A 23,820-nucleotide genomic window follows, 5' to 3' on the forward strand; every position below is an offset into this window, starting at 1 on the left:
CACGCCAGGCCGCGTCAGGCGCGGCGCTTCTTCTTCGCTTCGTCCGAACGCAGCTGCATGATGCGCTCGAAGTAGCCCGGCTCGATGCCGGTGGTGTACTCGCCGTTGAAGCACGAGGAATCGAAGGTCTTCAGTTCCGGGTTGCCCTCGCGCACCGCGGTTTCCAGGTCTTCCAGATCCTGATAGATCAGCCAGTCGCAGCCGAGGAATTCCTGGATTTCCTGCTCGCTGCGGCCATGCGCGATCAGCTCGTCGGCGGCCGGCATGTCGATGCCGTAGATGTTCGGGTAGCGCACCGGCGGCGCGGCGCTGGCCAGGTACACCTTGCGCGCCCCGGCCTCGCGCGCCATCTGCACGATCTGCCGGCTGGTGGTGCCGCGCACGATCGAATCGTCGACCAGCAGCACCACGCGGTTGCGGAATTCCAGGTGAATCGGATTGAGCTTGCGGCGCACCGACTTCACCCGCTCGACCTGCCCCGGCATGATGAAGGTGCGGCCGACGTAGCGGTTCTTGACGAAGCCCTCGCGGTACTTCACCCCGAGCACGTTGGACATCTCCAGCGCGGCGTCGCGCGAGGTGTCCGGGATCGGGATGATGGTGTCGATGTCGTGGTCCGGGCGCAGGCGCAGGATCTTCTCGCCCAGCTTCATGCCCATGCGCATGCGCGCCTTGTGCACCGAGACGTTGTCGATCATCGAGTCCGGGCGCGCGAAGTACACGTACTCGAAGATGCACGGGGTGTGGTCGGTGGGCGAGGCGCAGACTTCGGAGAACAGCTCGCCGCGGCCGGTGATCACCAGCGCTTCGCCGGGGCGCACGTCGCGCAGGCGGGTGAAGCCGAGGATGTCCAGCGCCGAGGACTCGGAAGCGACGATGTATTCGTCGCCTTCCACGCCCTCGCGCTTGCCCAGCACCAGCGGACGGATGCCGTGCGGGTCGCGGAACGCCACCAGGCCCAGGCCCAGCACCACGCTGACCACCGCGTAGCCGCCCTTGCAGCGGCGGTGCACGCCGGCCACCGCGCGGATCGCCGCTTCCGGGGTCAGCATGCGCTGCGCGTCCAGCTCGTAGGCGAACACGTTCAGCAGCACTTCGCTGTCCGAATCGGTGTTGATGTTGCGCCGGTCGGCCTCGAACACCTGCTGGCGCAGCGCCTCGGTGTTGATCAGGTTGCCGTTGTGCGCCAGCGCGATGCCGTAGGGCGAATTGACGTAGAACGGCTGCGCCTCGTCCATGCCTTCCGAGCCGGCGGTGGGATAGCGGCAATGGGCGATGCCGACCCGGCCTTCCAGCACCGCCATGCGCTTCTCGTCGAAGACGTCGCGGACCAGGCCGTTGGCCTTCTGCACGCGCAGACGGGTGCCGTCGGCGGTGGCGATGCCTGCGGCATCCTGCCCGCGATGCTGCAGCACGGCCAGGCCGTCATACAGTTGCGCTGCGACATTCTGATTGCCGACGATTCCGACGATGCCACACATTTGAACGCTCTCCGCGGCGACTGCGCCGCTATTGGGAAGGTGGCCGTGCCTGGCCGTTGGATTCGACCCGTGCCGGGTCGTTTGCTGCCGGACGCGCCTGCGCCGGATCGATGTTCGCAGGCAGGACCTGGTTCGGATCGCCGCCGGGCTGCGCGGATTGGGCCCCCGGACGCCCCAGGGCCTTGGACATCACCTCCTGCAGGCCACTGGCCGACAGGGCGTTGCCCAGGGCGGCATTATCGCCTGCCAGGGGCAACTTGCCCAAATCCATCTGAGGCATGTTCATCTGTTGCAGGTTCATCTGCGACATGTTCAGTTGCGGCATCTGCGGCATGCGCCAGTCCGGCAGCTGCGCGCGCATCCAGTGCACGCCGGGGCTGAGCACCGGCAGCACCACCGACTGGCGCCAGGCCGGCTCGCGGGTCAGCGGGGTGAAGCTCATCAGCAGCACCAGCACCGCGGCGAAGAACCCGCCGCGCAGCGTGCCCAGGCCGAAGCCCAGCGCGCGGTCGGTGCCGGACAGCGCGGTGGCGCGCACCGCGCTGCGGATCACCATGCCGGTGATGCCCACTACCGCCATCGTCACCACGAAGGTCAGCGCGTAGCCGCCCAGATAGTAGGTCATGCTCGGATGCGCGCCGTCGGCCAGCCAGCGCCCGGCATCGCCGCCGAACTGGAAGGTGGCCCAGCCGGCCAGCAGCCACGACAGCGTGCCGACCACGATGCCGACGAAGCCGCGCAGCGCGCCCAGCAGCGCCGAGACCAGGATCACCGCCAGCAGCACCATATCGATCATGCGCGCCTCCCGCGGCCGCACCGCGCCATGGCGGCACAACGCCGCGGGTCCCTTCCCTGGTACATGCTTGCGACTCCGTGGGCCGACGCCCGGTTCAAGGGTGTGGACGTACCATACCGCTGATGCCGACCTTGGATGCGACCTGCGCGCGCAGCTGTTCGGCATCGGCGCGATTGGCGACCGGGCCGACCCGCACCCGGTTCAAGGCGCCCTTGTCGGTACGCACCTGTTCGACGAAGGCGCTGAACCCGGCGGCGCGGACCTTGTCGCGCAACGCGTTGGCATCCTCGGCCTTGCCGAACGCGCCCAGTTGCACGGCGAAGCCGGTGCCGGACGCGGCCGGTACGCTCGGCACGCTTGGGGCGGGCTTGGACGCCGCGACCGGAGCCGGCGTCGCCGGCTTGGCCGGCTCGGGCTTGGCCGGTTCAGGCTTGGGCGCCGCGGCGACCGGCGGCTTGGCCGCGGCCACCGGCTTGGCCGGCTCCGGCGGCAGGGTTTCGGTCTTGGCCGGCGCCGCGCTCGCGGCCGGGGTCGCGGCGGTGGCCACCGAGGATGCGCTCGGCGCGTCCAGGGTCACCACCTGGGCGTTGACGTCGTTGCGCACCTTCACCGCCTGCAGCCGCACCGACTCGGCCTGGGCGCGGTCGGCATACGGGCCGATGCGCACGCGCCAGGCCTGGCGCCCGCCGATCGTGGCCGCCTCGCGGAAGCCCGGCAGCTGCGCCTGCTTGAGCCGCGCGATCACCGCATCGGCGTCGGCCTGGGTGGAATAGGCGCCGAAATTGACCGCGTAGTTGCCGGCGGCCACGGTCGGCGGCAACGCCTGCGCGGCGCCGCTGGCCGCGGCCGGCGTGGCCAGGTCGGCGGCGTCGGGGTTGTCCTGCACCGGCGCCGGCGTCGCGGCCGGCGCGCTGGCCATGCCCACCGCGCCGCCGCTGGGCGCGTCGCCCGGCGTCACCAGCGGCAATTCGCGGGTCTGGAACTGGCCGTCGGCCGGAGCGTCCGGAGCCTTCAGCGGAACATTGGCGACGCCGCTGTCGGGCGCAGGGCCCTTGACCAGCATCGGCAGGAAGATCACGGCGAGCGCCACCAGGACAAGGGCGCCAATCAGTCGCTGTTTCAGGACGGTATCCACGGAAAGCTTGAGGGGGCGGCATGGCGGAGTGCCGCAGCGATTATAAGGTCGGGCCGGCTGCCGGCGGGGTTAGCCGGCTGAATGCAGCCAGTGCAAGGCGTCGGCCGCGGTGTGGAACGAGCCGAATACCAGCACCCGATCGCCCGGCCGCGCCTGCGCCAGAGCCTGCTGCAGCGCCTGCGCCACGCTGTCGGCGAGGCTGGCAGCGGCGGCGTCGGTACCGGCCAGGCGCGCCTGCAACTGCGCGCCGCTCTGGCCGCGCGCGCCGGACAGCCCGGCCAGATGCCAGACAGCGACCTGCCCGGCCAGCGCCTGCACCACGCCGGCCGCGTCCTTGTCGGCCAGGGCGGCGAACACCGCGCGGGTGGCGCCGGTGCAGGGCTGCGCCTGCAGCGCCGCGGCCAGTTCGCGCGCGGCCTGCGGGTTGTGGCCGACATCGACCAGCACCTCGACGCCGTCGCGCACGAACGGCTGCAGGCGACCGCGCAACTGCGCGGCGGCGATGCCCTCGGCATAGGCGGTGCGCGGCAAGGCCTTGCGCAGCGCGCGCAAGGCGGCGATGGCGGTGGCGGCATTGGCGCGCTGCACCGGCGCGCGCAGCTGCGGCGACGGCAACTCCAGCTCGGTGCCGACGTCGCGCCAGCGCCATTGCGCGGCATCGATCGGCTCATGGAAGAAATCGCTGCCGGCGCGGATCGCGTTGGCGCCGATCGCATAGGCGCGGCGCAGCACGCTCGACGGCGGATCGATCTCGCCCAGCACCAGCGGTTTCCACGGCCGCGCGATGCCGGCCTTCTCAGCGCCGATCGCCTCGCGGTCCGCGCCCAGCCAGTCGGTGTGGTCGATGTCGACGGTGGTGATCACCGCCACGTCGGCATCGACCAGGTTCACCGCGTCCAGGCGCCCGCCCAGGCCCACTTCCAGCACCGCCAGGTCCAGCTCGGCCTGCTGGAACAGCCACAGCGCGGCCAGCGTGCCGTATTCGAAATAGGTCAGCGGAGTGTCGCCGCGCGCGGCCTCCACCGCCTCAAAGGCGGCCACCAGCTGCGCGTCGCTGGCCTCGTCGCCGCCGATGCGGACGCGCTCGTTGTAGCGCAGCAGGTGCGGCGAGGTGTAGCTGCCGACGGTCCAGCCGCCGGCGCGCGCGATCGCCTCGACGAAGGCCACGGTCGAGCCCTTGCCGTTGGTGCCGCCGACGGTGATGACTTTCTTCGCCGGCCGCGCCAGGCGCATGCGCTCGGCCACCGCGCGCACGCGCTCCAGGCCCATCGCGATGTCCTGCGGGTGCTGCTGCTCGATGTAGGCGAGCCATTCGGGGAGGGTTTTCATACGTTCGACTGGACTCGACTGATGCGCCGACAGCGCTTGAATCGCCGGGGTTGTGCTTTGCATTTGCTTTGGCTGTTCCCGGCCCCGTGAGGCACGGCAAGCCGATCGGACGAAAACCCCGAAGGGGCGGCGCGCACGACACGCGCCGTTTTTCGACGGCACATGGATGTGCCGCCGAAAAATGTCCGGTCGGCTTGCGCACCCGGAGCGCGCAGCGCGGAGGGCGTGCCGCCCGGGTGTGCTTTCTTTTGGTTACTTTTCTTTGCACAAGCAAAGAAAAGTGACTCGCGCCAAGCGCGAAAGCATTTGCTCATGTTTTTGCGTCGCGCCAACGAGCCATGATGCGAAAACTTGAAACAGAGCCCTACAACGCCCGGTGCTTGGCCTCGCCGAAGAACGGCGTGTGGTGCGCGCAATCGTTCAGCCGCACCACTTCCAGATGTTCCACGTCCGGGCCTTCCAGCAGGTTCAGCGTAGTCGGTGCCTGGCGGAAGCTCCACAGCTTGGCGATCGGCAGGCCCAGCACCCGGCACAGGATCACCCGGTTGACCGCATCGTGCGCCACCACCAGCAAGGTGTCGTACTCGCCCAGGCCCTCGGCGGCGCGGGTCAGACCGCGCCAGGAACGGTCCAGCACCTGGCGCAGCGACTCGCCGCCCGGCATCAGCACCGTGTCCGGCTCCTCGCGCCAGGCGCGCAGCCGCGCCGGATCCTTGTCGTTGATCTCGCTGGCTAGCAGCCCTTCCCATTCGCCGTGGGCGATCTCCTGCAAGTCGGGATCGGTCAGCAGCATCGCCTCGCGCTCCGCGCCAAGCGCGTAGCGGGCGGTGCTCTGCGCGCGCGACAGCGGCGAGGCCACCGCGCGGGTCAGCGGCACCTCGCGCAGGCGCGCGCCGAGCGCCTGTGCCTGCGCCTCGCCGACCGGCGACAACGCGATGTCGATCTGGCCCTGGTAGCGGCCTTCGGCGTTCCACGGGGTTTCGCCATGACGAGCGAGCAGGATGCGCATGCGGTGGAATTCCGTTGGGGAGAGGTTGCCGTCTCGCGAACGAAAACGGAGCGGCATGATACCTGCTCCGTCGCCGGAAACCCCCGAACCGCATCCCGCTCCGCCGCCGCCGCGACGCGCGTTCAACGCCGGGCAGGCTGCGCGGCGGCGGCGCAGGCCGCCACCGTGCCCGGCGAGGTTACTGCTTCAGATTCAACTCCTTCAGCAGCCGCGGCGCCGGCGCCACTTCCTGCATGATCCAGTGCAGGTAGCGCGAATCGACCGCGATCATCCGGGTCATGGCCGGGTCGAACACCCAGTTGGAACTCACCGACTCCCAGTTGCCGTCGAACGCCAGCCCGACCAGCTTGCCCTGCGCGTCGAGCACCGGCGAGCCGGAGTTGCCGCCGGTGATGTCCAGGTCGGACAGGAAATCGACCGGCACCGAACCCAGCCGCTTGTCCTCCAGCCCGCCGTAGCGCTTGGCCTTGGCCGCGTCGAGCAGGGCCTTGGGCGAATCGAACGGATCGGCGCCGGTGTCCTTGGCCAGCACGCCTTCCAGCGTGGTGAACGGGGTATAGGCCACGCCGTCCTTGGGCGCATAGCCCTTGACGTTGCCGAAGGTGATGCGCAACGAGGAGTTGGCGTCCGGATAGACCGACTCGCCCTGGCTCTTCTTGTAGTCGGCCAAGGCCTGCAGGTAGCGCGGACGGGCCAGCAGTTCCTCGCCTTCGCGGCGCTTTTCCTCGTGCTCGATCTGCAGCAGCGCCGGCATCAGCGCCACCGCATAGCGCAGCGCCGGGTCGTCGCTGGATTCGAACGCGGCGCGGTCGGCGCGCAGCCACTTCAGGCGCTCCTCGGTGCTGCCCAGCTTGGTGCCGGCCAGCCGCGCGGCGGCGGCCTGCGCATCGGCGCCGGCCAACCACTGGTCCAGCGCCGGCAGGCGCTGCGCCTTCGGCAGCTTCAGGTACTGGTCGAACCAATAGCGCTGCAGTTGTCCGTCCATCGACGCGACGTAGCGACGTTCCATCTGCTTCTGCGCGCCCTCGATCTCCGGCAGGTCGCGTTCCTGGTAGCCGGGTTCGCGCTCGGCGTCGGGCTTGGCCCGCTCGATCGACACGCGGTACAGCGACAGCGCGCTGCCGAGCACGCCGGTGCGGCGCAGCTGGCGCAGGATCAGGTCGCGGTCGCGGGTGGCTTTGGCCTGCTCGTCCAGCGCCAGCAACTGCGCATGTGCCTGCAGCGCCGCGCGGCCGTCGCGGCCCTGGCGCTTGAGCCAGGCCAGCACCGCGCGTTCCTCGGCCTGCTTCTGCGCGGCCGCGTCGATGCGCTTGAAGCCTTCCAGCTGCCCTTCGTAGTTCTTGGCGACGTTGTTCCAGCTGGCCATCGTCGCCGCGTACTTCACCTGGATGTCCGGGTCCTGCTTGCCGGCCTGCTCCACCAGCGCGATCAGGTCGCGGTACTGGCGCGCGGCGGTGGGATAGGCCCAACTGGCGGTGGCGTCGAATTCCGAGGCCAGCGCATAGCGGTTGGTGCGGCCCGGATAGCCGGCCACCATCACGAAGTCGCCAGCGCCCAGCGGCTGGTCGGCGAACTTGAGGAAATGCTTGGGCTGGTACGGCACATTGTCCTTGGCGTAGGCCGCCGGCTTGCCGTCCTTGCCGACATAGGCGCGGTAGAACGAGAAATCGCCGGTGTGGCGCGGCCACATCCAGTTGTCGACGTCGCCGCCGAACTTGCCGATGCCCGACGGCGGCGCGTACGCCAGGCGCACGTCGCGGATTTCCAGGGTGCGGAACAGCCGGTAGGTATTGCCGCCGGCGAAGCTGTACAGCTCGCAGCGGTAGCCGGCCTCGGCTTCGCAGGCCGCGACCTGGGCCTTGTCGAACGCCTCCAGCGCCTGGGTGCGCTTGAGCGCGTCGCTGCCGGCTGCGGCCATCGCGGTCTTGGCCTGCTCGGTCACATCGCTGATGCGGTCGAGCACGTAGATGCGCGCGTTCGGCCCGGCGCTGAGCTCGGCGCCGTTGCTGGCCGCGCTGAAGCCGTCGCGGATCAGGTTCTTCTGCGGCGTGGAATTGAGCTGGATCGCGCCGTAGGCGCAATGGTGATTGGTTACCACCAGGCCCTGCGGCGACACGAAGCTGGCGGTGCAGCCGCCCAGTGACACCACCGCGCCCATCGGATCGCCGGTCAGGTCGGCCAGTTGCTGCGGCGACAGCTTCAACCCGGCCTGCTGCAGCTGGCCGGCGATATCCGGCAATTGCTGCGGGACCCACATGCCTTCGCCGGCATGGGCGGCCGGGGCACAGGCCAGGGCGACGACGACGGCGACAGCCAGCAGATTCGAGCGCATCGAATGGATTCCTTCGCGACAGGCATGAAATAGACGTTAGATTGTAACGAATGCAACCGATGCGGCGAGCATGACCAACGGCACCCCGCACGCGCCGCAACATGGCCGCGCCTGCGGGCGGCTTATACTTCGCGCCCTCTCAACCCCGAGTCTTGCACCGCCATGGCGCAAACAATGAAGGCGCTGGTCAAGCGCGACGCAGCCAAGGGCATCTGGCTGGAACAGGTGCCGGTGCCGGTGCCCGGCCCCAACGAGGTGCTGATCAAGCTGGAGAAGACCGCGATCTGCGGCACCGACCTGCATATCTACCTGTGGGACGAGTGGAGCCAGCGCACGATCAAGCCGGGCCTGACCATCGGCCACGAGTTCGTCGGCCGCATCGCCGAGCTCGGCTCGGCGGTCAGCGGCTACCAGGTCGGCCAGCGCGTCTCGGCCGAAGGCCACATCGTCTGCGGGCACTGCCGCAACTGCCGCGGCGGGCGTCCGCACCTGTGCCCGAACACGGTCGGCATCGGCGTCAACGTCAACGGCGCCTTCGCCGAATACATGGTGATGCCGGCCTCCAACCTGTGGCCGATCCCGGACCAGATCCCGTCCGAGCTGGCCGCGTTCTTCGACCCGTACGGCAACGCCGCGCACTGCGCGCTGGAGTTCGACGTGATCGGCGAGGACGTGCTGATCACCGGCGCCGGCCCGATCGGCATCATCGCCGCCGGCATCTGCAAGCACATCGGCGCGCGCAACGTGGTGGTCACCGACGTCAACGACTTCCGCCTCAAGCTCGCCGCCGACATGGGCGCCACCCGCGTGGTCAACGTCGCCAACACCTCGCTGAAGGAGGTGATGGCCGACCTGCACATGGAAGGCTTCGACGTGGGCCTGGAGATGAGCGGCAACCCGCGCGCGTTCAACGACATGCTCGACTGCATGTACCACGGCGGCAAGATCGCCATGCTCGGCATCATGCCGCGCGGCGCCGGCTGCGACTGGGACAAGATCATCTTCAAGGGCCTGACCGTGCAGGGCATCTACGGCCGCAAGATGTACGAGACCTGGTACAAGATGACCCAGCTGGTGCTGTCCGGCTTCCCGCTCGGCAAGGTGCTGACCCACCAGCTGACCATCGACGAATTCCAGAAGGGCTTCGACCTGATGGAAGAAGGCAAGGCCGGCAAGGTGGTGTTGAGCTGGTGATGTCCGGCGCGGCGGCGATGCCGCGCGCGGCGCGGCCAGGACCGGTGTCATCGGCCTGGCGATCGCACAAATAAAGAAGGGCGCCGCAAGGCGCCCTTCTTCGTTCACGACGGTGCCACGGATCAGAACGCGATCGTGCCCGAGACCGCGAAGCGGTGGTCGGCCAGCTTCTCGGTGAAGTTCTGGTTGCCCTTGTCGTCGGTGTCGTAGTAGCCCACGCTCAGCGCCAGCGGACCGAGCATCTTGCCGACGCTGACGCTGTAGTCGGTGTAGTCCTGGTACTGCGTCAGCGCGCTGGCGTAGGTGGTGCGGCCGACGTGCGCGCCGATGCTGAAGTCGTTCGGCAGGCTCCAGTTCCCGTCCAGCGCGTAGTAGAAGCTGTCCTCGTCCAGGTTGTAGACGTCGTCGGTATACGCAACGGTCAAGGAGTAGGTCTTGAGGAACTTGGTCTTGGTGATCAGTTCGTTGTAGTTCGACTTGCCGGAGCCCGGATAGCCGTAGCGGTTGACCATCACGTCGAAGTTCCAGTCCGGGGAGAAATCGACGTTGTAGCCGATGAAGCCGTCCACTTCCCAATCCGGGTCGCCGGCGCCGAAGTCGACGTTGGAGCCCCAGGTGCCGACGTACAGGCCGAACGGCGAGGTGTAGGTGACGCCGGCCTGGAACGCAGGGCCTTCGTTGGTCTGCGAGACGCCGCGGAACACGTAGTCGCTGACCACGCCATAGGAGCCGGTAATCGGCGAGGCAGCGGCCTCGTCCTGGGCCAACGCACTCAGCGGGGAGGCGGCCAGCGCCACGGCCAGGGCGACACCAAGCTTGATCTTGTTCACCGGTAATTCTCCTACGAGTTGACGAGGGGGGTGGTTCCAGCGCGCGCTGCAATGCTGGCTTCACACTTTTTTAACCGGTTTTTTCTTGCAGTGCAACACTTTCAAGACAAACCAAGTCATCGCAGGCCTTGCGGCTGCGCGCTTCGGGTCAGGCTTTGTCTACGTGGTGCGCCCGCGGCCAGCCCAGCGTCCAGGGCATGGCGGCTTTTCATTTGCTACCGGCAGAAACCTTGTGGGAGCGACTTCAGTCGCGACGGGCCTTCCCGGTAACGCCCGTCGCGACTGAAGTCGCTCCCATAGCAATGCCGCCGACGGCGAAGATTGCGGTCGGAAACGCCGCATCGCCGCTGCGCGTCGTATCCCCGAATACCGCTAGCCGCGCTGCTGCGCGAACAAGCCGAAGCGTCTCGCACTCAGCTGCAGCACCTGGCCGGGCGCATAGCGCGTCGCGCCCTCGCCCGCCGGCAGTTCCACTTCCACTTCGTCCTGGCCATGCGCCAGCTGCGCGCGCAGGCGCAGGCGCGAGCCGCTGCGCTGCGAGGACAGCACCGTCGCCGCCCAGCCGCTGTCGCTGGGCGCCAGATCTTCCGGGCGCACGTACAGATCGACCGGGCCGCTGGACAGCGGCGTGTCCGGCGCCGGCAGCGCCAGTCCGGCGACCTGCAACTGGCCGTCGTGCAGTTGCGCCGGCAGCCGGTTGACCGCACCGACGAAGCCGTACACGAACGGCGACACCGGGCGGTCGTAGACGTCGGCCGGACTGCCGAGCTGTTCGATGCGCCCGCGGTTGAGGATCGCCACGCGGTCGGCCAGTTCCAGCGCTTCTTCCTGGTCGTGGGTGACGAACACCGTGGTCAGCCCGGTGCGGTCGTGCAGCTCGCGCAGCCAGCGCCGCAGGTCGCGCCGCACCTGCGCGTCGAGCGCGCCGAATGGTTCGTCCAGCAGCAGCACGCGCGGCTCGATCGCCAGCGCGCGCGCCAAGGCCACGCGCTGGCGCTGGCCGCCGGACAGCTGGGTCGGGTAGCGCGACTCCAGTCCGTCCAGTTGCACCAGCGCGAGCAGTTCGCTGACCCGCGCACGGATCGCCGCCTCGGCCAGGCGCTCGGCGCCGCGGCGCACGCGCAGGCCGAAGGCGATGTTGTCGCGCACGGTCATGTGCCGGAACAGCGCGTAGTGCTGGAACACGAAGCCGACCCGGCGCGACTGCACCGGCAGGCCGGTCGCGTCCTCGCCGTCGATCAGTACGCGCCCGGCATCGGCATGCTCCAGCCCGGCGATCACCCGCAGCAGCGTGGTCTTGCCGGAGCCGGACGGCCCCAGCAGCGCCAGCAACTCGCCCTGGCGGATATCCAGGCTGACGTCGTCGAGCGCGACGAATTCGTCGAAACGCTTGCCCAGGTGCTGTACGCGGATGGTCATCGCAACCTCAGTGTCGGTGATTGGCGGCCAGCGATTCGCCGTGGCGCCATTCCAGATAGGACTTCAGCGCCAGAGTCAGCAGCGCGGTCAGCGCCAGCAGGCTGGCGCAGGCGAACGCGGCGCTGTAGGCGTACTCGTTGTAGAGGATCTCCACATGCAGCGGCAGCGTGTTGGTGCGCCCGCGGATGTGCCCGGACACCACCGACACCGCGCCGAACTCGCCCATCGCCCGCGCACTGCACAGCAGCACGCCGTACAGCAGGCCCCAGCGGATGTTGGGCATGGTCACCCGCCAGAACATCTGCCAACCGTTGGCGCCCAGGCTCAACGCAGCCAGTTCCTCGTCGCTGCCCTGCTGCTCCATCAGCGGCATCAGCTCGCGGGCGATGAACGGGAAGGTGACGAAGGTCGTCGCCAGCACGATGCCGGGCAGCGCGAACACGATCCGCGGCAGTTGCAGCAGCACCTCGCCGAACACCGGCAAGTGCAGCCGCCAGCCTTCGTCGATCAGCGGCCACACCCAGCCGCTGCGGCCGAAGATCAGGATGAAGACCAGGCCGGCGACCACCGGCGACACCGAGAACGGCAGGTCGATCAGGCTTACCAGCAGGCGCTTGCCGGGAAAGCGATGCTTGCTCACCGCCCACGCCGCGGCCACGCCGAACACCAGGTTCAACGGCACCACGATCGCGGTCACCAGCAGGGTCAGGCGGATCGCTGCGAGCGCATCGGGATCGGAGATCGCCCGCCAGAACACGCCGATCCCGCCGCGCAACGCCTCGACGAACACCAGCAGCAGCGGCAGCAACAGGAACGACAGCAGGAAGCCCAGCGCGCCGAGGATCAGCAACACCTGCACCCACCACGGCTCGGTGGTGACCGCGGCGGCGCGGCGGCGGGCGACAGGCGGCGATGCGCTCAACGCAGTCTCCGAAAACGGGAGGGTCAGGCTGGACACGGTATCGTTCATCTCAATGCGCCGCCAGGCCGCGCCGCGCGAAGCGCGCCTGCACGCCGTTGACCACCAGCAGCATCAGCAACGACAGCAGCAGCATCGCCGCGGCGATCGCGGTCGCGCCGGCGTAGTCGAATTCCTCCAGGCGGATGGTGATCAGCAGCGGCGCGATCTCGGTCGCGTTGGGCAGGTTGCCGGCGATGAAGATCACCGAGCCGTATTCGCCGATGCCGCGCGCGAAGGCCAGCGCGAATCCGGTCAGCACCGCCGGCCACAGTGCCGGCAGCACCACCCGGCGGATGGTCTGCCAGCGGCCGGCGCCGAGCGTGGCGGCGGCCTCTTCCACGTCGCGCTCGGCCTCGGCCAGCACCGGCTGCACGATCCGCACCACGAACGGCAGCCCGACGAACACCAGCGCTACCACGATGCCGAGCTGGGTGTAGGCGATCTTCAGCCCCAGCGGTTCCAACCAGCGGCCGACCCAGCCATTGCCGCCGTACAGCGCGGTCAGCGCGATGCCGGCCACCGCGGTCGGCAGCGCGAACGGCAGGTCGATCATTGCGTCGAACAGGCGCTTGCCGGGGAAGCGGTAGCGCACGAACACCCAGGCCACCCAGGTGCCCATCACCGCATTGAACGCGGCGGCGACGAAGGCGGTGCCGAAGCTGACCCGCAGCGCCGACAGCACCCGCGGTTCGCTCCACACCTGCCACACGCCATGCCAGCCCAGGCCGCTGGTCTTGAGCACCACGCCCAGCAGCGGGATCAGCACCACCAATCCCAGCCAGGTCAGGGTGATACCCAGGCTCAGGCCGAGCCCGGGGATGACCCTGCGCCGCGACGGAGCGCGCGTGGCGGCGACGGCATTCACTCCCATCGCGTCACTTGCTCGCCTGGATCTGGTCGAACAGGCCGCCGTCGTTGAAGTGCTCGGCCTGGGCCTTGGCCCAGGACCCGAACTGCTGGTCGATGGTCACCAGTTGCACCTTCGGCAGACGCGCGATGTCGGCGCGGTCGGCGTACTCGGGATGGCGCGGGCGGTAGTAATGCTTGGCTGCGATCTTCTGCCCTTCCGGCGAATACAGATATTTCAGGTATTCCTCGGCGACGTCGCGGGTGCCGTGCTTGTCCACGTTCTTGTCGACCACCGCCACCGACGGCTCGGCCAGGATCGAAAGCTTCGGCACCACGATCTCGAACTTGTCCTTGCCCAGTTCCTCCTGCGCCAGGAACGCCTCGTTCTCCCAGGCCAGCAGCACGTCGCCGATGCCGCGCTGGACGAAGGTGGTGGTGGCGCCGCGCGCGCCGGTGTCCAGCACCGGCACGTTGCGGAACAGCGCGCGCATGTAGCCGAGGATGCGCTCGCGGTCGCCCTTGAAGATATGGTCGGCGTAGGCCCAGGCGGCCAGGTAGTTCCAGCGCGCGCCGCCGGAGGTCTTCGGGTTCGGGGTGATCACCGATACGCCGGTGCGCAGCAGGTCCGGCCAGTCCTTGATCTTCTTCGGGTTGCCCTTGCGCACCAGGAACACGATGGTGGAGGTGTACGGCGCGCTGTTGTCGGGCAGGCGCTTGGCCCAGCCCGGATCGATCAGCTTGCCCTTGTCGGCGATCGCGTCCACGTCGTAGGCCAGCGCCAGCGTCACCACGTCCGCCTCGACCCCGTCGATGACCGAGCGCGCCTGCTTGCCGGAACCGCCGTGCGAGGTCTCCACGGTGACCTTGTCGCCGCTGTGGGTCTGCTCCCAGTGCTTGGCGAAGGCGGCGTTGTAGTCGCGGTACAGCTCGCGCGTGGGATCGTAGGACACGTTGAGCAACTGCACGTCGCGCGCGGCGGCGGTGCCGGCGAACGCGCACAGCGCGAGCGCGAGCAGCGGGCTGAATCGGCGCGGCAGGAAGCTGGGCATTGACGGAACTCCGGAAGAGGGTCAGGGGGCACTGGCGGTCCGGCCATGCGACCACGGCCAGCGCGCCATGCTGCGCAGCCGCATTGGTCCGGTGAAATGACTTCGCCGCCGATGCTTATGCCATTTTTGCATGACGCCGGCCGACCTTCGCACACGCCGCGTTAAAATCTCCGCTTCTCCCGCCTGCGCGTGCCCGTCATGACCGATTCCCGCCTCACCCAGCACTACGCCGACGAACTGGACGCGATCCGCGCGCAGGGCCTGTTCAAGTCCGAACGCATCATCGTCGGCCCGCAGGCGGCCGAGATCGTACTGGCCGACGGCCGCCGCGTGCTGAACTTCTGCGCCAACAACTACCTGGGCCTGGCCGACCACCCGGCGCTGATCGCCGCGGCCAAGGATGCGCTGGACACCCACGGCTTCGGCATGGCCTCGGTGCGCTTCATCTGCGGCACCCAGGACCTGCACAAGCAACTGGAAGCGCGCATCGCCGAGTTCTTCGGCACCGAGGACACCATCCTCTACGCCGCCTGCTTCGACGCCAACGGCGGCCTGTTCGAGCCGCTGCTCGGCGAAGCCGATGCGATCATTTCCGATGCGCTCAACCATGCCTCGATCATCGATGGCGTACGCCTGTGCAAGGCCAAGCGCTTCCGCTACGCCAACTGCGACATGGCCGACCTGGAAGCGCAACTGCAGGCCGCCGACGCCGCCGGCTGCAAGACCAAGCTGATCACCAGCGACGGCGTGTTCTCGATGGACGGCTTCATCGCCCCGCTCGACGAGATCACCGCGCTGGCGAAGAAGTACGGCGCGCTGGTGCATATCGACGAGTGCCACGCCACCGGCTTCCTCGGCGCGACGGGCCGCGGCTCGGCCGAGGTCAAGGGCGTGATGGATCGAATCGACATCTTCACCGGCACCCTTGGCAAGGCCATGGGCGGCGCGCTCGGCGGCTTCACCACCGGCAGGCGCGAGGTGATCGAACTGCTGCGCCAGCGCTCGCGTCCCTACCTGTTCTCCAACTCGCTGCCGCCGCACGTGGTCGCCGCCGGGATCAAGGCGTTCGCGATGCTGGACGCGGCCGCCGACCTGCGCGCGCAGCTGGTCGAGAACACCCGCCACTTCCGCGAGCGCATGGCCGCGGCCGGCTTCGACATCAAGCCCGGCACCCATCCGATCTGCCCGGTGATGCTGTACGACGCGCCGCTGGCGCAGCGCTTCGCCGAACGGCTGCTGGAGGAAGGCATCTACGCGATCGGCTTCTTCTTCCCGGTGGTGCCCAAGGGCCAGGCGCGGATCCGCACCCAGATCAGCGCCGCGCATACCCGCGAACAGCTGGACCGGGCGATCGACGCCTTCGTCCGCATCGGCCGCGAGTTGAACGTCATCCCCGCCTGAGCATGCGCACGGTGCTGCGCCAACGGCTGTTGCTGGCGGCGCGGACCGACGCAATCGCGCAAGCCCTGGAGGACGGCTGGGAGACGCGCTGCCTGCATTGCCGCCGGCGTCTGCGCCTGCGCGGCGATGGCGAACCGCTCGGGCACAGCACGCTGGAACACGTGGTGCCGCAGGCCTGGTTCGGCCGCCGCGCGGCGGCGCCGCTGTGCGCCTTGGTCGGCGACGATCCGAACGATGCGCGCAATCTCGCGCTGGCCTGTGCCGGCTGCAACCACGGCAAGGGCCGCCGTCACGATGCGCGAGGCCCGCAGGATGCGCGCGCCTACGAAGTGGTCGCGGCCCTGCTCAGCGCGCGGCTGGCGCGCTGGCAGCCGCCGCCGGCGCCAGCGCACTGACCTCGGCGGCACTGAGTTCGCGCCAGGCGCCCTTGCCCAGTTCGCCCAGCGCCAGCCCGCCGATCGCCACCCGCACCAGGCGCAGCACGCCCAGATCGAGTTCGGCCAGCAGGCGCCGGATCTGCCGGTTGCGGCCCTCGTCCAGCACCACTTCCAGCCAGGCGTGCTTGTCGCCTTGCCGCAACAGCCGCGCCTGCTTGGCGCGCAGCGGCTCGCCGTCGGCGACGACGCCGGCGCACATGCGCGCCAATAGGGCCGCATCGGGCAGCGCATCGACCTGCACGTGATAGGTCTTGTCCGGGCCGCTGGCCGGATCGGCGACCCGCGCCGCCCACTGCGGGTCGTTGCAGAACAGCAGCAAGCCCTCGCTGGCCTTGTCCAGGCGCCCGACCGGCGCCAGCCACGGCAAGCCGGCGCCGTCGAAACAGCGGTAGACGGTGTCGCGGCCGCGCTCGTCCTGCGCGGTGGTGACCAGGCCGCGCGGCTTGTTGAGCATCAGGTACAGGCGCTGCGTGGCGGCCAGCGGCGCGCCATCCAGCGCCAGCCGGTGGCGGCCGCGCAGGATCGGGAATTCGGGATCGGTGATGGTGTGGCCATCGACCGCGACGCGGCCGGCGGCGATCCAGCGCGCGGCTTCGGTGCGCGAGCACAGGCCGAGCTTGGACAGCGTGCGCGCCAGGCCGTGGCGGGCCTCGCCGGCCGCAACCGCGCGCGGCGAGCGCGGGGCGCTGGCCGCCGGCACCGAGGTGCGCGGCGCGGGGCGGCGGGAACGCGAAGGAGGCTTCACCGCTCGCGCTTCGTACGCAGGCGCGGTCGGCGACCGCGCGCAGCGCTTACTGCTTGTCGACCGGTGCGGCCGCGGCGGGCGCCGGTGCGGCGGCGGGCACGGCGGCCGGTGCCGGACGCGCCTTGACCACACGCACGCCGCGCGCCTTCATCCACGCGTCGAACTCTTCGGCGGTCATGCGCTTGCCGTTCTGGCTCATGTCGAAGCGCCATGGGGTGTTGTCGAACGCAGTGGCCGGCTTGTAGGCGGCCGGATCGTTCGGCTTCACCGCAGCGCCCGCCGGCATCGCGTTGGCCAGGCTCTGGCAACCTTCGGCGCGCAGCCGCAGCAGCACCCGGTCCAGCGACTGGTCGCTGCTGTAGGACTGCGCCAGCACGCCGCTGGGCATGCCCAGTTGCAGGTTGCGCGTGTACAGCTCCGAGGCGATCGGCGCACCGACCGTGGCCGGCAGCGGCAACGGCTTGGGCAGCACGTCGCCGGAGCAATCCGGTGCGGCATGGGCGGCAGGAATCAAGGCAAGACCAAGCAGGCCGGCCGTAACGATACGCAGCATCGGTTTTTTTCCATTCAGGCGAGACGACGCCGCGAGTGTAGGCAGGGCCAGGCGCAGTTTCAACCGATACCGGCACTGCATGCGCTAAATAATTGGGAAGGCTGAAAAAGTTCAGCTTGGCGAAGGGCTTTTTGCTGCCCCCTGTAGGAGCGGCTTCAGCCGCGACATTTGCGTTGCCGGAGAGGACATGTCGCGGCTGAAGCCGCTCCTACAACGGATGCGCGCGATGTTTTTCCAGGCGCACAAAAACAAAGCCCGGCGCGAGGCCGGGCTTTGCTTGAAGCATGAAGCGTCCGATTAGTTCTGGACGTTCAGCTCGGTACGACGGTTCTTCGCACGGCCTTCCGGGTTGTCCGAACCATCCGGGTTGGTGTTCGGCGCAATCGGGCGGCTCTCGCCGTAACCGATCGGACCGACCAGACGCGAAGCGTCCACGCCGTTCTTGGTCAGGTAGTCATACACGGTGGTCGCACGACGCTCGGACAGCTTCTGGTTGTAAGCGTCGGTACCCTTCGAGTCGGTGTGACCGGCGACCTCGACCTTCAGGTCGGGGTAACGCTTCAGGATCTCGGTGGCTTCGCTCAGAATCGCGATCGCGTCCGGACGCAGGGTCGACTTGTTGAAGTCGAAGTTGACGCCCTTCAGGTCGATCGACACAGGCACCGGGCAACCGTCCGGACCGATGGTCTGGCCAGGCTGCGAAGCCGGGCACTTGTCGTCGCAGTTGTTGACGCCGTCACCGTCGTCGTCCATGTCCGCGCAGCTCGGGGCAGCGGTCGGAGCAGGAGCGGCAACCGGAGCCGACGGCGGCGGGCCGAGCGGGATCACGACGCCGACCGAAGCCAGCACGTCGCCGAACCAGTTCTCGGACGGAGCGGCAACGCTCTGGTCGTCGAAGTCAGCGCGGTAGGCCACTTCGGCACGCACGGCAACGCGCTTGTCGAAGGTGGTCTGCAGACCGACGCCGGCCTTGGCGGCAAAGTTGCCGTCCTTGCGCTGGCCCGGGGACACGGCGCCGCCGGTGTCGAACTCTTCTTCCGAACGCTGGTAGCCCAGACCGAACAGCAGGTACGGGTTCCAGCCACGGCCTTCCTGGATGAAGTGGCGACGCAGGTCGAACGAGATGCCGTACTGGCTCCAGTTCAGGTCCTGGTTGGCGTCGAAGTTCGGGTTCTGATAGTTCAGTTCACCGTCGATCGACCAGTTCGGGCTGACGAACTTGCCCAGACCCAGGGTGACGAACGGGGCGTCGTTGGTCAGACGGTCGTTGTCCTGGAAGTTGAAACCGGCCGAACCGGTCAGGTACCAGCGGTCGTCGAATTCCTGTGCGGACGCTGCCTGGGCGACGGCCAGACCGCCCAGCAACGCGGCGGTGAGAATTTTCTTGTTCATTAATACAGCTCCTTGTTTCGGGGATATAGAAACCGATAGGGCATGGTTCAGTACAGATGTCTCGTCACATCCAGACGGCCGTTCCGCACGCCATCGCCGCGCACATTATGCTCGGCATGGTGAAGACCGCGTTAACAGGCACGTAACATGTGAAACCCACGACCAGACCCTCGGCGGTCGTGGATACACCGTATACAGCTTCATGAAATGATGCAATGCGGCGCTTGGGGCCTGTCGGCGCGTGTAGACAGCGTGCCGGTTTTGTACGGCCGTCTCACTCCAGGCGCTCCCAAGGCGGCGGATCCGCCAGCTGAACCTGCATGAACTCGACGAAGGCGCGCACCCGCGGCGGCACCAGCCGGCGCTGCGGCATCACCGCGTAGATGCCGGTCTCGGCGATCGTGTACTGCGGCAGCACCTGGCACAGGCGCCCGTGGCGCAGGTCCTCGGCTACATGCCAAACCGAATGCAGGGAAATGCCCTGGCCATTGAGTACCGCATCGCGCAGCACTTCGCCGAAGTTGGATTCCAGCGGCCCGCCGACCTTGACCGCGACCTCGCCCTCGGCGCCGTGCAGGTGCCAGGTGTCCTGGCGGCCTTCGGCGCCGGTCAGCAGCAGGCAGGCGTGCGCGGCCAGGTCCGCCGGGGTGGCCGGTTCGCCGTGGCGGCGCAGGTAGTCGGGAGCGGCGCACAGCACCCGGCGGTTGCCGGCCAGGCGCCGCGCCACCAGGGTGGAATCGCGCAACGCACCGATCCGGATCGCCAGGTCGAAGCCCTCGCTGACCAGGTCCACCACGTTGTCGCTCAGGTGCACGCTCAGCCGCATCTGCGGATACAGGGCCATGAACTGCGGCAGCAGCGGCGACACGTACTGGCGCCCGAACGAGGCCGACATGGTCACCCGCAAGGTGCCGGCGGCGCTGCGGCCGGCTTCGCGCAGGCCGCCGGCCAGCGACTCCAGGTCCTCGACCAGCGCGCGGCCCTGTTCGGCCAGCTGCAGGCCTTCGGGCGTGGGATGCAGGCGCCGCGTGGTCCGGTGCAGCAGGCGCACGCCGAGATCGCGCTCGAGCCGCTTCAGCCGCTGGCTGGCAACCGCCACCGACAGGTCAAGGCTGCGCGCCGCGGCGCTGATCGAGCCCAGGTCGAGCACGCGCAGGAACAACGCGATGTCGCCGATCCGGTCCATTTTATGGATTCCATTGAAAGTCACTCAATATCTTGCCAGTTTGTGCTGATAAATCGCGGATCTAGGCTGTGCTCCGTCCCGTCTTCCGGAGCCGTCATGGCCTCGCTTCCCGCACCTCCGCCAGGCGCCGCGCCGCCGCGGCTACCGCTCGCCCTGTTCGCGCTGACCGCCGGCGCATTCGGCATCGGCACAACCGAGTTCGTGATCATGGGCCTGCTGCTGCAGGTCGCTGCCGACCTGCAGGTCAGCGTCCCCGCCGCCGGGCTGCTGATCTCCGGCTATGCGCTGGGCGTGTTCGTCGGCGCGCCGCTGCTGACCGTGGCCAGCCGGCGCTGGCCGCGCAAGCGGGTGCTGGTGGCGCTGATGCTGGTGTTCACCGCCGGCAACCTGGCCTGCGCGCTGGCGCCGGACTACGCCACGCTGATGGCGGCGCGGGTGGTCACCTCGCTGGCGCACGGCACCTTCTTCGGCGTCGGCGCGGTAGTCGCCACCGGCCTGGTGGCGCCGCAGCGCAAGGCCTCGGCGATCGCCACCATGTTCACCGGGCTCACCGTCGCCACTCTGCTGGGTGTGCCGGCCGGCGCCTGGCTGGGCCTGCAGTACGGCTGGCGCGCGACGTTCTGGGCGGTGGCGGCGATCGGCCTGCTGGCCACCGTGGTGATCGCCGCGCTGGTCCCGGCCAGCGACGACGCCGCTCCCACCCTGCCGCTGCGCGACGAACTGCGCGCGGTCGGCCGCGCGCCGGTGCTGCTGGGGCTGGCGACGACCGTGCTCGGCTATGCCGGCGTGTTCACCGTCTACACCTACATCCAGCCGCTCCTGACCCGGGTCACCGGCCTGGCCGACAGCGCGGTGTCGCCGCTGCTGCTGGTGTTCGGGGTGGGCATGATCGTCGGCAACGTGTTCGGCGGACGCCTGGCCGATCGCCATCCGCGACAGGCCTTGCCGCTCACCCTGGGCCTGTTGGCGCTGGTGCTGGCGGCGCTGGCCTTCGCGCTGCGCTCGGCGCCGGCGATGACGCTGGGGGTCGGCCTGCTCGGGGTGGCCGCGTTCGCCACGGTGGCGCCGCTGCAACTGTGGGTGCTGGGCAAGGCCGGCGACGCCGGGCGGCATCTGGCGTCGAGCCTGAACATCGGCGCGTTCAACCTGGGCAACGCGCTGGGCGCCTGGCTCGGAGGACTGGTGATCGGCCACGGCGGCAGCCTGGCGCACTTGCCCTGGGCGGCGGCGCTGGTCACCGCGGCCGGCCTGGCGGTGGCGCTGCTGGCGCTGCGGCTGGCGCCCGCATCCGAACCTGCGCCGGCGGCGGCCTGCGCCGCGGGCGGCGCGGCATGAGCCGGCATCTGCGGCAAGCCGCACTGGCCACGACCTTGTTGGGCGCGCTCGCGTTGCCGGCCGGCGCCGCCGAGCGCGACTGGATCGCGACCTGGCAGGCGAGCCCGCAGCCGCTGTGGGCCGCCGACTTCCCGTTCCCGACCCAGACCCCGTTCAACCTGTGGCGGCAGACCGTGCGCCAGGTGGCGCGGATCAGCCTGGGCGGCGAGACGGTGCGGGTGGAACTGTCCAACGCCTACGGCCGCGAGCCGCTGCAGATCGGCGCCGCGCATCTGGCGCTGGCCGGCGACGGCGCGGCGATCGTGCCCGGCTCGGACCGTGAACTGCGCTTCGGCGGACAGCGCGCGGTGACCATCCCGCCGGGCGCGCCGGTGCTCAGCGATCCGGTCGCGCTGAGCGTGCCGGACCTGGCCCGGCTCAGCGTCAGCCTGTACCTGCCGCAGCCGACCGCGCCGTCCACCTTCCATTGGGAAGGCCTGCAGAGCGCCTGGCTGGCCGCAGGCGAGCGCACCGCGGATGCGGCGCTGGACGATGCCACGGCACTGCCGGTGCGGCTGTTCGTCAGCGGCATCCAGGTGCGCCGCGCCGATGCCGCCGGCGCGGTGGTGGCGCTCGGCGATTCGATCACCGACGGCGCCGCGTCCACCCCGGGCGGCGACCGGCGCTGGCCGGACCAGTTGGCCACGCGGCTGGCGGCGCAGCGGGTGGCGGTGCTCAACGCCGGCATCTCCGGCGGCCGCGTGCTGCGCGACCGCATGGGCAGCAATGCGCTGGCGCGGCTGGATCGCGACGTGCTGGCGCAGCCCGGGGTACGCACGCTGGTGCTGCTGATCGGCATCAACGACATCAGTTGGTACGCCACGCCGTTCGCGCCGGACGATGCGCCGGTCTCCGCGCAGGAGCTGATCGCCGGCTACCGGCAACTGCTGCAGCGTGCGCAGGCGCGCGGTCTGCGCGTGATCGGCGCAACGCTGACCCCGTTCGAGGGCGCATTGCCGGACACGCCGATCCGCGGCTACTACAGCGTAGACAAGGAGCGTGTGCGCCAGCAGGTCAACGCGTGGATACGCGATGGCAACGGTTTCGATGCGATCATCGATTTCGACGCCCTGCTCCGCGACCCCGCGCACCCCACCCGCATGCTGCCCGCGTTCGATTCCGGCGATCACCTGCACCCCGGCGATGCCGGTTATGCCGCCATGGCCGAGGCCGCCGCGCGCGTGCTCGGCAACACGGCCGACACGCATCGCGCCGCCGCCTCGCCACGCTGACCGCCCCTCCCTTCCGTTCCCCCGCAAAGGAATCTCCACCATGGAATACCGTCATCTCGGCGCCTCCGGCTTCAAGGTCCCCGTGCTCAGCTTCGGCACCGGCACCTTCGCCGGCTCGAACGAGTTCTTCGCCGCCTGGGGCAATTCGGACGTGGACCAGGCGCGGCGCCTGATCGACATCTGCCTGGAGGCCGGGGTCAACCTGTTCGACAGCGCCGACATCTATTCCGGCGGCGCCGCCGAATCGGTGCTGGGCGCGGCGATCAAGGGCCGCCGCGACCAGGTGCTGATCTCGACCAAGGCCACCTTCCGCTTCGACCCCGACGCTCCGAACAGCGCCGGCTCCTCGCGCTTCCACCTGCTGCGCGCGGTCGACGCCGCGCTCAAGCGCCTGGACACCGACTACATCGACCTGTTCCAGTTGCACGGCTTCGACGCGAAGACACCGGTGGAAGAAACCCTGTCCACGCTCGACGACCTGGTCCGGGCCGGCAAGATCCGCTATCTGGGCGTGTCCAATTTCTCCGGCTGGCACCTGATGAAGTCGCTGGCGGTGGCGGATCGCTACGGCTGGTCGCGCTACGTCGCCAATCAGACCTACTACTCGCTGATCGGCCGCGACTACGAGGAAGAGCTGATGCCGCTGGGGCTGGACCAGGGCGTCGGCGCGGTGGTGTGGAGTCCGTTGGGCTGGGGCCGGCTGACCGGCAAGATCCGCCGCGGCCAGCCGCTGCCGGACAGCAGCCGCCTGCACAACAGCAAGGTCACCGAGGCCGGCCCGCCGGTGGAGGACGAGCGCCTGTACCGGGTGATCGACGCACTCGACGCGATCGCCGCCGAGACCGGCAAGAGCGTGCCGCAGATCGCGCTGAACTGGCTGCTGCAGCGGCCCACGGTGAGCAGCGTCATCATCGGCGCGCGCAACGAGGAACAGTTGCGGCAGAACCTGGGCGCGGTCGGCTGGAATCTCGACGCCGCGCAGGTGCAACGGCTGGACGCGGCCAGCGCGGTGGTGCCGCCGTATCCGTACTGGCATCAGCGCGGCTTCGCCGAGCGCAATCCGCGGCCGGTGTGAGCCGAACACGCCGCACGCCGCAGCAACCGCCACGCACTCCG

The 23,820-nt window shown here is 69.3% G+C and carries 21 protein-coding genes; 6 read left to right on the forward strand and 15 right to left on the reverse strand.

Translation table 11 applies throughout. The features are described 5' to 3' along the window. Positions 1-14: 14 nt before the first annotated feature. The 6 genes from purF to HEP75_RS16360 all read right to left on the reverse strand — a co-directional run bounded on the left by purF (position 15) and on the right by HEP75_RS16360 (position 8,082). A complete protein-coding gene (purF, locus tag HEP75_RS16335; protein WP_179570616.1) occupies positions 15-1,481 on the reverse strand; it encodes an amidophosphoribosyltransferase in 1,467 nt (488 codons plus the stop codon). Positions 1,482-1,509: 28 nt separating this feature from the next. After that, positions 1,510-2,277, reverse strand: a complete 768-nt coding sequence (locus tag HEP75_RS16340; RefSeq protein WP_185813697.1) for a CvpA family protein — start codon at positions 2,275-2,277, stop codon at positions 1,510-1,512. A 94-nt stretch (positions 2,278-2,371) separates the two neighbouring features. Next, complete coding sequence (locus HEP75_RS16345; RefSeq protein WP_185824231.1) at positions 2,372-3,412, reverse strand: SPOR domain-containing protein; 1,041 nt, start codon at positions 3,410-3,412, stop codon at positions 2,372-2,374. A 69-nt stretch (positions 3,413-3,481) separates the two neighbouring features. After that, positions 3,482-4,741 carry a bifunctional tetrahydrofolate synthase/dihydrofolate synthase gene (folC, locus tag HEP75_RS16350; RefSeq protein ID WP_185824232.1) on the reverse strand — a complete coding sequence of 420 codons (1,260 nt, stop codon included), beginning with the start codon at positions 4,739-4,741 and terminating at the stop codon, positions 3,482-3,484. Between the two features lie 364 nt (positions 4,742-5,105). Continuing rightward, positions 5,106-5,750 (reverse strand): histidine phosphatase family protein, encoded by a 645-nt coding sequence (locus HEP75_RS16355; protein ID WP_003470559.1) that lies wholly within the window; start codon positions 5,748-5,750, stop codon positions 5,106-5,108. Between the two features lie 178 nt (positions 5,751-5,928). After that, a complete protein-coding gene (locus tag HEP75_RS16360; RefSeq protein WP_185824233.1) occupies positions 5,929-8,082 on the reverse strand; it encodes a S46 family peptidase in 2,154 nt (717 codons plus the stop codon). A gap of 162 nt (positions 8,083-8,244) precedes the next feature. Here HEP75_RS16360 and tdh point away from each other — a divergent pair, with 162 nt between their 5' ends. After that, positions 8,245-9,276, forward strand: coding sequence for an L-threonine 3-dehydrogenase (tdh, locus tag HEP75_RS16365; protein ID WP_179570610.1), 1,032 nt, complete (start codon positions 8,245-8,247; stop codon positions 9,274-9,276). 122 nt (positions 9,277-9,398) lie between these two features. Here the strand turns inward: tdh and HEP75_RS16370 are convergent, their stop codons facing one another. From HEP75_RS16370 to HEP75_RS16390, 5 genes are all read right to left on the reverse strand, one after another. Beyond that, positions 9,399-10,106 carry a TorF family putative porin gene (locus HEP75_RS16370; protein ID WP_185824234.1) on the reverse strand — a complete coding sequence of 236 codons (708 nt, stop codon included), beginning with the start codon at positions 10,104-10,106 and terminating at the stop codon, positions 9,399-9,401. Positions 10,107-10,478: 372 nt separating this feature from the next. Beyond that, positions 10,479-11,525, reverse strand: a complete 1,047-nt coding sequence (locus HEP75_RS16375) for a sulfate/molybdate ABC transporter ATP-binding protein (RefSeq protein ID WP_185824235.1) — start codon at positions 11,523-11,525, stop codon at positions 10,479-10,481. Between the two features lie 7 nt (positions 11,526-11,532). Next, a complete protein-coding gene (gene cysW / locus HEP75_RS16380; RefSeq protein ID WP_185824236.1) occupies positions 11,533-12,495 on the reverse strand; it encodes a sulfate ABC transporter permease subunit CysW in 963 nt (320 codons plus the stop codon). 1 nt (position 12,496) lies between these two features. Next, positions 12,497-13,357: a sulfate ABC transporter permease subunit CysT gene (gene cysT, locus HEP75_RS16385; RefSeq protein WP_053840530.1), complete on the reverse strand. Its 861-nt coding sequence runs from the start codon at positions 13,355-13,357 to the stop codon at positions 12,497-12,499. A gap of 4 nt (positions 13,358-13,361) precedes the next feature. After that, positions 13,362-14,384: a sulfate ABC transporter substrate-binding protein gene (locus HEP75_RS16390; protein WP_255423885.1), complete on the reverse strand. Its 1,023-nt coding sequence runs from the start codon at positions 14,382-14,384 to the stop codon at positions 13,362-13,364. 198 nt (positions 14,385-14,582) lie between these two features. Here HEP75_RS16390 and kbl point away from each other — a divergent pair, with 198 nt between their 5' ends. Continuing rightward, positions 14,583-15,785, forward strand: a complete 1,203-nt coding sequence (gene kbl / locus HEP75_RS16395) for a glycine C-acetyltransferase (RefSeq protein WP_185820845.1) — start codon at positions 14,583-14,585, stop codon at positions 15,783-15,785. Between the two features lie 2 nt (positions 15,786-15,787). Beyond that, positions 15,788-16,180: an HNH endonuclease gene (locus HEP75_RS16400; protein WP_185824237.1), complete on the forward strand. Its 393-nt coding sequence runs from the start codon at positions 15,788-15,790 to the stop codon at positions 16,178-16,180. Here HEP75_RS16400 and HEP75_RS16405 read toward each other — a convergent pair. From HEP75_RS16405 to HEP75_RS16420, 4 genes are all read right to left on the reverse strand, one after another. Continuing rightward, positions 16,131-16,922 (reverse strand): pseudouridine synthase, encoded by a 792-nt coding sequence (locus HEP75_RS16405; protein WP_185826636.1) that lies wholly within the window; start codon positions 16,920-16,922, stop codon positions 16,131-16,133. The two genes, HEP75_RS16400 and HEP75_RS16405, sit on opposite strands and share 50 nt — an antisense overlap. Positions 16,923-17,013: 91 nt before the next feature. Further along, positions 17,014-17,520, reverse strand: coding sequence for a hypothetical protein (locus tag HEP75_RS16410; RefSeq protein WP_185824238.1), 507 nt, complete (start codon positions 17,518-17,520; stop codon positions 17,014-17,016). 297 nt (positions 17,521-17,817) lie between these two features. Next, positions 17,818-18,912, reverse strand: a complete 1,095-nt coding sequence (locus tag HEP75_RS16415) for an OmpA family protein (RefSeq protein WP_185813707.1) — start codon at positions 18,910-18,912, stop codon at positions 17,818-17,820. Positions 18,913-19,186: 274 nt separating this feature from the next. Further along, complete coding sequence (locus HEP75_RS16420) at positions 19,187-20,098, reverse strand: LysR family transcriptional regulator (protein WP_185824239.1); 912 nt, start codon at positions 20,096-20,098, stop codon at positions 19,187-19,189. 96 nt (positions 20,099-20,194) lie between these two features. On the opposite strand from HEP75_RS16420, the gene HEP75_RS16425 reads away from it, so the two are divergent. The 3 genes from HEP75_RS16425 to HEP75_RS16435 are packed head-to-tail and all read left to right on the forward strand — an operon-like array spanning position 20,195 to position 23,779. After that, complete coding sequence (locus HEP75_RS16425; RefSeq protein WP_185824240.1) at positions 20,195-21,433, forward strand: MFS transporter; 1,239 nt, start codon at positions 20,195-20,197, stop codon at positions 21,431-21,433. Next, positions 21,430-22,704 (forward strand): SGNH/GDSL hydrolase family protein, encoded by a 1,275-nt coding sequence (locus tag HEP75_RS16430; protein ID WP_185824241.1) that lies wholly within the window; start codon positions 21,430-21,432, stop codon positions 22,702-22,704. Before HEP75_RS16425 ends, HEP75_RS16430 begins: the two co-directional genes overlap by 4 nt. A 40-nt stretch (positions 22,705-22,744) precedes the next feature. Continuing rightward, the gene (locus HEP75_RS16435) at positions 22,745-23,779 is read left to right on the forward strand and encodes an aldo/keto reductase (RefSeq protein ID WP_185813711.1); all 1,035 of its coding nucleotides are present in this window, start codon (positions 22,745-22,747) and stop codon (positions 23,777-23,779) included. Positions 23,780-23,820: the final 41 nt, after the last annotated feature.

This window comes from Xanthomonas sp. SI, assembly GCF_014236855.1.
Classification (GTDB): domain Bacteria; phylum Pseudomonadota; class Gammaproteobacteria; order Xanthomonadales; family Xanthomonadaceae; genus Xanthomonas_A.